General features: G+C 72.8%; 11 protein-coding genes. 7 read left to right on the top strand and 4 right to left on the bottom strand.

Features of this window, described 5'->3' with window-relative positions:
* Window positions 1–189: hypothetical protein (locus DEIPI_RS40995; RefSeq protein WP_027482224.1), on the top strand; the 189-nt coding region annotated here is incomplete at its 5' end.
* Window positions 190–290: 101 nt separating this feature from the next.
* Here DEIPI_RS40995 and DEIPI_RS0114395 read toward each other — a convergent pair.
* Window positions 291–2,351, bottom strand: a complete 2,061-nt coding sequence (locus DEIPI_RS0114395; RefSeq protein ID WP_027482223.1) for a molybdopterin oxidoreductase family protein — start codon at window positions 2,349–2,351, stop codon at window positions 291–293.
* Window positions 2,352–2,474: 123 nt separating this feature from the next.
* Here DEIPI_RS0114395 and DEIPI_RS31275 point away from each other — a divergent pair, with 123 nt between their 5' ends.
* From DEIPI_RS31275 to DEIPI_RS0114380, 3 genes are all read left to right on the top strand, one after another.
* Entirely contained in the window at window positions 2,475–3,431 is a 957-nt protein-coding gene (locus DEIPI_RS31275; RefSeq protein ID WP_045234369.1) for a diacylglycerol/lipid kinase family protein, read from the top strand.
* Entirely contained in the window at window positions 3,428–4,123 is a 696-nt protein-coding gene (locus tag DEIPI_RS0114385) for a PHP-associated domain-containing protein (RefSeq protein WP_027482222.1), read from the top strand. The genes DEIPI_RS31275 and DEIPI_RS0114385 overlap by 4 nt, the downstream gene beginning before the upstream one ends.
* Before the next feature lie 79 nt (window positions 4,124–4,202).
* Window positions 4,203–4,388 carry a hypothetical protein gene (locus DEIPI_RS0114380; RefSeq protein WP_027482221.1) on the top strand — a complete coding sequence of 62 codons (186 nt, stop codon included), beginning with the start codon at window positions 4,203–4,205 and terminating at the stop codon, window positions 4,386–4,388.
* Between the two features lie 46 nt (window positions 4,389–4,434).
* Here the strand turns inward: DEIPI_RS0114380 and DEIPI_RS31270 are convergent, their stop codons facing one another.
* Both DEIPI_RS31270 and DEIPI_RS0114370 read right to left on the bottom strand, forming a co-directional pair.
* Window positions 4,435–5,328, bottom strand: a complete 894-nt coding sequence (locus DEIPI_RS31270; protein WP_245588573.1) for a carbon-nitrogen hydrolase family protein — start codon at window positions 5,326–5,328, stop codon at window positions 4,435–4,437.
* Between the two features lie 126 nt (window positions 5,329–5,454).
* The gene (locus DEIPI_RS0114370; protein ID WP_084474300.1) at window positions 5,455–6,951 is read right to left on the bottom strand and encodes a DR2241 family protein; all 1,497 of its coding nucleotides are present in this window, start codon (window positions 6,949–6,951) and stop codon (window positions 5,455–5,457) included.
* A 75-nt stretch (window positions 6,952–7,026) separates the two neighbouring features.
* On the opposite strand from DEIPI_RS0114370, the gene DEIPI_RS35595 reads away from it, so the two are divergent.
* Window positions 7,027–7,671 carry a hypothetical protein gene (locus tag DEIPI_RS35595; protein WP_052351741.1) on the top strand — a complete coding sequence of 215 codons (645 nt, stop codon included), beginning with the start codon at window positions 7,027–7,029 and terminating at the stop codon, window positions 7,669–7,671.
* A 106-nt stretch (window positions 7,672–7,777) separates the two neighbouring features.
* Entirely contained in the window at window positions 7,778–8,851 is a 1,074-nt protein-coding gene (locus DEIPI_RS0114360) for a M20/M25/M40 family metallo-hydrolase (protein WP_027482219.1), read from the top strand.
* On the opposite strand, the gene DEIPI_RS0114355 is transcribed toward DEIPI_RS0114360, so the two are convergent.
* Window positions 8,848–9,060 (bottom strand): hypothetical protein, encoded by a 213-nt coding sequence (locus DEIPI_RS0114355; protein WP_342667517.1) that lies wholly within the window; start codon window positions 9,058–9,060, stop codon window positions 8,848–8,850. The genes DEIPI_RS0114360 and DEIPI_RS0114355 overlap by 4 nt on opposite strands.
* A gap of 69 nt (window positions 9,061–9,129) precedes the next feature.
* Between DEIPI_RS0114355 and DEIPI_RS0114350 the strand changes: the two genes are divergently transcribed.
* Window positions 9,130–9,786, top strand: a 657-nt coding sequence (locus tag DEIPI_RS0114350; RefSeq protein WP_027482217.1) for an aminopeptidase, incomplete at its 3' end; no start/stop codon positions are given.

Below are 9,786 nucleotides of genomic sequence, written 5' to 3'. Positions count from 1 at the left end.
GGCATCCCGATGGAGTTGATCGTCCGTGACCGCCGGTACCGCCGGGACGAGCTGATCGGCAAGTTCGAAGCCGCGGGCTTCGAGACGCTATCGTGTGACTTAGTGAGGCTTGGGCGGTCGGACGCCCCGTTGGACGGCAGGGACGGACGCGCAAAGGAGATCCTGTACGTCGGATGTCGGCGCGCTTGACGCGGTGACGCTCCGGACGCGTTGACGTTCGGCCTCCGCCAGGAGTCGTCGTCACGCGCGCGGCCGGCCGTGGTCCGCGCCCGCCCTCGTTCGTGGCGCGGTCAGGCCGTGACGGCCCCGGCGGCCTCCGGAGCGCGGTCGGGCGCGGGGACCGGCACGAGGCGCACGCGGGTGTTGTGGAAGGTGCTGCCGCCGCCGAGGTCCGTGAGGGTCTGCGCGGTGACGGCGTTGATGCTGGTCCCGTCGGGCGCGGAGAGGCCCCACCACGTGCCCTCCACGACGGTCACGCCGATCTGGGTGGCGTCCGTGACGTGCACGCGGCGCACGCAGCGGCCCACCTCGCTCTCGATGGCGGCGTACGCGCCGTCCGTGAGGCCGAGGCGCTCGGCGTCGTCGGGGTGGACGAGCGCGTGCGGCTCGCCGCCCTCGGCAGCGTTGAGGCGCGCGAGGTTGCCGTAGGTGCTGTTGAGGAAGTGGTGCGCGGGCGGCGTGAGGAGCCGCAGCGGGTACTCGTCCGTGAGGGCCGCGAGGGGCTCGCGGTGGCGCGGTGCGGGCGAGAGCCGCACGCGGCCCGACGCGGTGGGCGCGCCGTCGGCGTAGGGGCGGAAGGATTCGGGCAGGGTGAGGCGCACGCTGCCCTCGGCCCTCAGGCGCTCGGGCGTGATTCCTCGCAGGTGCGGGTGGTCCGTGTCGAGGAGGTGGTCGAGCAGCTCGTCCATCGTCCAGTACAGCGTCGGCTCGGTGATCCCGAGGCGCCGCCCGAGCTCGGCGAACACCCAGGAGTTCGGGCGGGTCTCGCCGGGCGCTTCGAGGGCCGCGTCGTTGTAGCCGAGGTAGTGGTGACCGTAGCTGGTGTAGACGTCGGGGTGCTCCATGAAGGTGGTGGAGGGCAGCACGAAGTCCGCGAGCCGCGCGGTCTCCGTCATCGCCTGCTCCAGCACGACGACCATGAGGTCGTCGCGGCGCATCCCGGCGCGTACGCGCTCGGAGTCGGGCGCGACGACGGCGGGGTTGCAGTTGTACACGAACATCGCGTGCAGGCCCCGTTCGGGCGTGAGGGCGTCCGCGAGCTCGTTCATGTTGACGCTGCCCACGCCGGGCTTCACGAGGTGCGCGGCGCCCACGCGGCGACGGTTGAGGGCGAACGCGCCGCTGGTGGTGAGGGTGCAGCCGCCGCCCACGTGCTGCCAGTCCCCGGTGAGGGCGGGCAGCAGGCTCACGGCGCGCAGGTTGGTGCCGCCGTGCTCGTGGCGGGTCATGCCGTACCCCACGCGGATGTAGGTGGGCCGCGTCGTGCCGAAGGCGGTCGCGAGGTCCTCGATCTCCTCCACCGTGAGGCCCGTGACCTCGCTGGTGCGTTCCAGCGTCCACTCGCCCGCCGCCTCGCGGTACTCCTCGAAGCCCTCCGTGGCGCGCGCGAGGTACGCCTCGTCGTGCCAGCCCTTCTCGATGACGTATCGGCTGACGCCGAGCGCGAGGGCCGCGTCCGTGCCAGGGCGGATCTTGAGGTGCGTGTCGGCGTACAGGCTGGTCTTGTTGCGGTAGGGGTCGATGTGGACGACGCGCGCGCCCGCCTTGCGCGCCATCGTCAGCCACGGCGTGAGGTGGCTGTTGGTGCTGAGGCTGTTGATGCCCCACAGCAGGATGAGGCGGGCGTGCCGCACGTCCTCGGGGTCGACGCCCATGCGGGGCGAGCCGTACCCGAGGGTCCACGCGGCGCTCCCGGCGGTCGCGCAGATCGTCTCGTCGAGTTCGGGCGCGCCGAGCGCGCGGAAGAACGCGTGGACGTGGCTGCCCTCGCGGACGCCCATGGTGCCCGCGTAGTTGTAGCGCAGCACGGCGGAGGGGCCGTGCTCGTCGAGGACGCGGCGCAGGCGCGCGGCGATCTCGTCGAGGGCGTCGTCCCAGCTGACGCGCACGAAGTCGTCCCCGACGCGCTTCAGGGGGTACAGGGGGCGGTCCGGGTGGTTCTGGCGGGCGGGGTAGTGGACGGTCTTGGCGCAGGCGAAGCCGCGCGTGATGGGGTGAGCGGCGTCCCCGGTGAGCTTCACGGCGCGCTCGGCGCCGTCCTCGCCGCGCTGGAGCGTGACGCGCAGACGGCAGGCGTCCGGGCAGTCGAGCGGGCAGGTCAGCAGGACGTCACGCGAGGCGGGAGTCGTCATCCTCCGAGTCTAGCGCGCGTGGGTCGGGGGCTTCTCGCTCAAAGGGCGTTCACCCGAATCATGAGGGAGCGCCTCCCACGCTGCCCATACTGAGCGCGAGATGAGCACGCAACGGACAGGATCATGCAGGCCCACCTGATCGTCAACCCGAACGCGGGCAGCACACGCGGCCTCGACTCGGACGCCCTCACGGACGCCCTGCACCTGGCCGGGTACGACCCGGTCTACCGCGCCACCGCGGACGAGACGGAACTCGCGGAGGCACTGGACGGCGCCGAGGGCCTCGTCGTCGTGGCGGGAGGGGACGGCACGGTGCGGGCGGCGGCGCGGCACCTCGTGGGGCGGGACGTGCCCCTCGCGGTCCTGCCGATGGGCACCGCGAACAACATCGGCCGGACGCTCGGGCTGAGTGGGGCGCCCCTGGACCTCGTCCGGGGCCTCGCGGCGCCGCGCGTCATGCCCTTCGACGTGGGCCGCGTCACGGGCCCCTGGGGCGAGGACGTCTTCCTGGAGGCCGCCGGGTACGGCCTGTACGCGGACGCCCTCAATGCCTACGATCCGGACGAGGGCAAGAGCGTCCCGCGCGCCCTGTCGGCGCTCGCCACGACCGTGGGCACGTACGCGCCGCCCGACGTGAAGGTCACGCTCGACGGCGTGGACCTCTCGGGCGGGTACCTGCTGCTGGAGGCGCTCAACACGCAGGCGACCGGGCCGCGCCTGAGGCTCGCGCCGCACGCCGATCCGGGCGACGGTCTGCTGGACGTGGTCTTGGTGCGCGCCGAGGGCCGCGACAGCCTGCTGGCGTACCTGCGCGGCCTGCTCTCCGACGGGGTGCAGGACCTCCCCAGCGTGGAGACGCACCGGGGCCGCGTCCTCACCTTCGGCTGGTGCGGTCAGGCGGTGCACGTGGACGGCGAGCGCCGCCCCGCCTACCCGGACGGCGAGCCCGACCGCGTCGTCCACGAGGACGGCGAGGTGCGCGTGGAGGTCCTGCCGGGGGCGCTCACGCTGTGGCTGCCGGGCGGCGAGACCGACGTGGACGAGCGCCGCTTCGACCTCAGGGAGGAGGAGCGCGCGTGACGACGCCCACCATGCGGATCGACCTGCACTGCCACTCGGAGGCGTCGCACGACTGCACCACACCCCTCACGACCTTCCCCGCGCGCTGCCTGGAGCGCGGCGTCCGCGTGCAGGCGATCACGGACCACGACCAGATCTGGGGCGCGCAGAACCTGCGGGAGTTCGTGGCGAGCAGCGAGTACGCGGGTCGGTTCACCGTGATCGTCGGGGAGGAGGTCACCACCCGCGACGGAGAGCTCGTGGGGCTCTTCCTGCACGAGCGCATCCCTCCCGGCCTCAGCGCCGAGGAGACCGTGGCCGAGATCCGCGCGCAGGGCGGGCTGGTGCTGCTCCAGCACGGCCTCGACCCCCTCAAGCGCTACCGGCTGAGGCCCGAGGCGCGCGAACGCATCGCGCACGAGATCGACATCGTCGAGACCTTCAACGCCCGCATCAGCCGTCCGAAGTGGAACCGCGCGGCGGCAGAGTGGGCCATGGCGCGGAACCTGCCGATGTCCGGGGGATCGGACGCGCACACGTGGCGGCAGATCGGGGACGCGTGGTCCGAGACGCCCGAGCGTTCCATCGAGACGCCGCAGGACCTGCTGGACGCGCTGCGCGCCGGGTCCGTGATGGGCGAGTGGACGCACCCGGTGCGGGCCTTCGTGTACAAGCAGTGGGTGCAGTGGAAGGAGCGCCGCGTGAGGACCTGAGCCTTCCCGTGTGCCCCTCGTGAAGACGTCCTTAGCCGCGCCCCACCGCAGGAGCACGCGGGACGGGTAGAACCGGAGGGTGAACACGCGCGAACGCCGCAAGCCGGTCTCGAACGAACAGCCGGAACCCGGAGTCATCCGCGAGGACGGGCACCCCCGCTCTCCGCGCCGACTCCTCGCGGCGCCGTCCGTGGACAGCGACTACCCGGGGCTCGCGCGTGACTACGCGCACCTGCTGGCGCACATCGACAACTCCGCCGCCTGAACGCGGACGTTCAGGGACGCCCGGCCCGTGGCCGGGCGTCCCCGCTTCACAGGTCGACCGTGACCGCGCCGGGCGCCGCCTGCCGCTCCCCGTGCACCCAGTCACGCGCGTTGAGGGTGTGCCCGTCCTCGCGCTGGGCGCGCAGGCGGCCCAGGTCGAGGTCCGCGTACACCCACGTCGCCACGTTGAGGGGCCCGCGCGTCACGACGCCGTCGCCCTCCGGGGAGAAGCCGTGGTCGATGGGGCCGTACACGCCCGCCGCGCCCGTGTTCACGTCGATCGCCTCGTTCCAGGGAGCGGTCCCGACGAGCGGCGCCTGCGCCACGTACATCTGGTTCTCCAGCGCGCGGGCGCGGCTCCCGACCTGCACGCGGTGGTAGCCCGTCACGGCCTCCGTGCAGCTCGGCACGAGCAGCAGGTCCGCGCCGCCCCCGGCGAGGGCGCGCGCGAGGTGCGGGAACTCGCTGTCATAGCAGATGTTGATGCCGAAGCTCCCGAAGGGCGCGCGGAAGACCCTGAGGCCCTCGCCGGGCGCGACGCCCCACTTCTCGTGCTCGAAGCGCGTCATGACGAGCTTGTCCTGGTACTCCACGCGTCCCCCGGGCGTGAAGACCATCGCGCGGTTCACGAAGCCCTCCCCCACCGCGACGGGATAGCTGCCCGCGACGACGTACACGCCGAGCCGCGTGGCGAGGTCGCGGTGCAGCGCCGTGAAGGGCCCCACGAAGGGCTGCAGCGCGGGAAGCTGGAGGCGCACGTCCGCCTGCACCTCCTTCGGGAGGAGGCTCGTGATCTCCATGCTGGCGTACTCCGGGAAGACCAGCAGGTGCGCGCCCGCCGAGGCGGCCTCCTCGCACCAGCGGGTGAGCTTGGCGGCCACGGCGTCCCAGGAGGCGTGCGCCTCCACCGGGTACTGCGCCACCGCGAGCCGCAGCGTCACGCGCCGCCGCCGCGCACGTCGAGAAGGTCGAGGGGGGCCGTCGGGAACAGGACAGGGACTCGCATGAGCACAAGCGTACCGTCCGGCGCTTCCCGGGGGATGCGCCGGACGGCCTGCCGGGAGGGGTCAGTGGTCGTGCGAGTGCCCGCCGGGCTTCTTGCCGCTCATCGCCTCGCGGACCTCCGCGACGAGGAAGGTGCAGGCCTCCGCGCAAGGCAGCGCGCCCGGCACGCCGTCGAAGAAGGTGCGCTCCAGCTTGTCCCCGGCCCACAGGCGGGTGCGCAGGCAGCCGCCGCACACCTCGCGCGACACCTCCGCGACGAGTTCCGGCGTGGCGCCCGCCACCTTGGCGTAGATGCCGGTCTGACGACGCGCGGTCGTCACCCAGGGCGTGGTGTGCAGCGCGTGGTTGCTGCACGCGAAGGCCTCCTCCACGAGCGCCGGGTACAGGTAGTGCACGGCGCGGCGCAGGTCGTGCTCGTCCAGCACGGCCCGCCAGCCTCGCGCGAGGCTGCGCAGGGTGTGGACGGGGCGGTGCTCGCCGCGCTCGTCGAGGCGGGTGCGGTCGCGCAGGCCCTCGGGCGTCACGACGGTCTCCAGGATGGGCGCGCCCTCGTCGAGCGCGTGCCGGATCTCGAAGAGGCCCGCGTGCGGCGTGATCAGCACCTCCGCGAAGCGCAGCCCTCCCCGCGCGAGGCGGTAGAAGGCCTCCCAGGCCTCCACGTTGCCCGCCTCGGGCTCGCCGCCCACGACGCTCGCGCCGCGCGCGTCGTCCGCGAGCTGCGTGATGACCTCCGCGACGCGCGGGTGCGTCCCGGTGGGCTTCGCGTAGTACACCGTGCGGCCCTCCAGCTCCGTCACGGGACCCGTGAGGCCGAGGTCGTCCGGGATGGTCTCCAGGGTGTGCCAGCCCTCGCTCGCGAAGAAGGGCACCATCACCACGCGCGAGGCCTTCACGACCTCCGGCCACGTGGTGACGCGCGGGTCCTCGTCGAGGAAGAGGGCGTGGACCTCCGCGAAGATGCCGAGGTCGCGGATGCGGTCGGCGTTCTGGTAGACGACGCGGTTGGAGTTCGCGTTGCGGGTCGTGCCGTGCCCGATGATCACGAGGGCCGTGTCCTCCCCGCCGAGGTCCGGGCAGGCCTCGCGGGCGCGCTCCAGGATCACGTCGCTCATCGCGGGATGCACGCCGTACGGGAGGGTGTAACGCACCGTCTTCCCGCCGATGACGCGCGCCACGCCCCCCGCGGGCACGGGCCCCTGGTGTCCCAGACCGAGCTCGCGCGGAATGACCGTCTCCGTGAAGTACCCCTCGCTGATGAACATCGGGATGACCGTCACGTCGGTGAAGCGGACGGTGCGCAGGACCTGCCGCAGGCTCGGCTCCTCCTTCCAGTAGCCCTCCACCACCTCGTCGAACCCGCCGCGCTCGCGCAGCAGGTCCGCGTAGCGGTAGACCGCCCCGGCGGAGTCCGGGTTGAGGTGGGAGCCGTGACCGATCAGGACGAGAGAACGCATGATGCCCAATGCTATCAACGCAGGGGAAACGGACCGTGACCGGGGCCGTCCTTCGGGACAAAAGGGAAGCGGGGGGCGCAGTTCGCTGCGTGTGCGTTTCTCCATGTTCCCATCAGGCGCCTCTCGCAGTGGCCGCCTACGCTGGTCTCGCATCGACATCCCACCCGAGGAGGAACGCACATGAACGACGATTTCCTGCAGGGCCTGATGGGCCAGGGCGAGCGGTTCGCGAAGGCGCAGCAGAACAACCAGTACGACCAGCTCGACCCCGACGAGGCGGCGCACTTCGTGGGTCAGTACATGCAGTCCGCGCCGCCGGAGATGCAGCAGCAGGCGATGCGGCAGTACGTGGCGCAGCTCACGCCGCAGCAGCGTCAGGCGCTCGCGCAGGCGATGGTGCAGCACCAGGGCACGCCCGTGCAGAACGTCCGCGACGACGACGACGACGACCTCGCCGGCGCGCTCGCGCGCAGCGGTCAGGCGCTCGCGCCGCAGGGCGGTTCGGGCCTGGGGTCGCTGTTCAACATGTTCGGCGGAAGCCTCGGCCAGCACGGCGGTCAGCAGGGCGGCATGGGCGGCGGGCTCGGCGGCATGCTCGGCGGCGTCCTCGGTCAGATGGGCGGTCAGCAGGGCGGCATGGGCGGCCTCGGCGGGATGCTCGGCGGCGGCCAGCAGCAGGGCTACGGGCAGCAGCAGGGCTACCCGCAGCAGCAGCAGCAGGGCGGCGGGATCGGCCAGATCCTGCAGAACCCCATGGCGCGCGCGGGCCTCGTGAGCCTCGCGGCGGTCATCGGATCTCAGCTCGCCGGACGCGGACGCCGCTGATCGGCGCGTTTCGAGGGGGCGCCGCGAGCGGCGCCCCCTCCTTGCGAGTGTGTTCACGCCCCCTCGCGTCCGTGGCCACGCGTGAGGTCACTGTTACACTGTCCGCGTGCCCCTCGAGTACCTGACGCGCATCGCGACGACGCCCGCCCCCACCTTCGAGGAGGAGGAACGCGCCCGGCTGATCCACCACCTGTGGACCGGGCTCGGTCATTCCCCCGAACTCGACGAGGTCGGCAACGTCGTCCTGCGGCTCGGCCCGCAGGAGGGGCGGGCGCTGGTGCTCGCCTCGCACCTCGACACGGTCTTCTCCCGCGACACGGACCTCACCGTCCACGAGCGGCGCGGACGCCTCAGCGGACCCGGTCTGGGCGACAACAGCGCGAGCCTCGCGGTGCTCACGGCCCTCCTGCGCGACCTCGAACCCGCCCGGTTGCGCCGCCCGCTGTGGCTCGTCGCGAACGTCGGCGAGGAGGGCCTCGGGGACCTGCGCGGCGCGAAGCACCTGCTGGAGCGTCACGCGCCGCGCATCGCGTCGTTCGTGGCGGTGGACGGCTACCTCGGGCTCGCCGTGACGCGCGCGGTGGGCGTGCGGCGCTACAAGGCGACCTTCACGGGGCCCGGCGGGCACTCGTGGGGCGACCGGGCGCCCAGCGCGATCCACGCGCTGGGCCTCGCCGTGACGGCCCTGTACAGCCTGCCGCTGCCGCCCGGGCCGCGCACGACCCTCAACGTCGGCGAGGCGCGCGGCGGCAACAGCGTGAACAGCATCGCCGCGACGGCGGAACTGCTGCTCGACCTGCGCTCCCTGGACCCGCGCGCGCTCGTCACGCTGGAGGAACGCGCGCTGAGCGCGCTGGAGGGCGCGGCGCGCGGCGGGGGCGTGGACGTCCACATCGAGAAGGTCGGGGACCGCCCCGGCGGGGACCTCGCGAGCGACGCCCTGATGCGGCTCGCGCGGCGCGCGGCGGAGTCCGTCGGGGTGGAACTGCGGACCGCCGCGAGCAGCACGGACGCGAACGCCGCCGCGCCGCACGGCATTCCCGCGCTCGCGCTGGGCGTGTACCGGGGCGGCAACGCGCACCGCGAGGACGAGTGGGTCGCGCCCGACAGCCTGGAGACGGGCCTGAGGATGCTGCGGCGCTTCGTGGAGCTCTACCAGGAACGCCCGGTGGAGTCCTAGAGAATCCCGCCGCCGAGCAGCAGGCGCAGACCCGCGAGGACCAGCACGACCACGTTGAGGGTCACGCCGCCCCGGTAGCGGCTCATCACGCCGAGGATGAGGCCGACGAGCGCGGCGGGCAGCACGAGGAACCAGATGGTCCAGCCCAGCAGGGGCAGGATGCCGAGCAGCAGAAAGAGTGCCGCGACGGCTCCGAGGATGATCGACACGACGTTCAGCATGTCCCAGGTACGCTTCCGGCGGGGCCGGAGTTCCCGCCGGGCGCGGTATGCTCGGGCATGTCCGAAACCCAGACCCTCTCCTTCGAGGAGAAGCTCGACCGGTACGCCGACCTGCTCGTCCGCATCGGCGTGAACGTCCAGCCTCACCAGCGTCTCCAGCTCAGCGCGCCGCTGGAGGCCGCTCAGCTCGCGCGGGCCGTGGCCCGCAAGGCGTACGAGGCGGGCTGCCGCCTCGTGGAGGTCGCGTGGTCCGACGATCGGCTCGCGCGCATCCGCTACGAGAGCGCCCCGCGCGACTCCTTCGAGGAATTCCCGGACTGGCGCGTGCGGGCGTCCATGGAGGCCGTGGAGCGCGACGACGCGTTCCTGACGATCTACGCGTCCGACCCGGACCTGCTCGCGGGCATCGACCAGGAGCTCGTCGCGACCGCGTCGCGCGTGTCGGCGGAGCGGATGCGGCCCGTGTCGGAGGCGATCTCGTCGTTCGCGATCAACTGGAGCATCGGCTCCATGCCGATTCCGTCGTGGGCGCGGCGCGTCTTCCCGGACCTTCCCGAGGAGGAGGCGATGAGCCGCCTGTGGGACGCGATCTTCATGGCGACCCGTGCGGACCAGCCGGACCCGGTGGCGGCGTGGCGCACGCACCTCGACGCGCTCGCGGCGCGCCGCACCGCCCTCAACGAGCGCGCCTTCTCCGCGCTGCACTTCCGCGGG

This window comes from Deinococcus pimensis DSM 21231 (assembly GCF_000519345.1).
Taxonomy (GTDB): Bacteria; Deinococcota; Deinococci; order Deinococcales; family Deinococcaceae; genus Deinococcus_A; species Deinococcus_A pimensis.
This window is presented reverse-complemented; position numbering and strand designations above follow the sequence as displayed.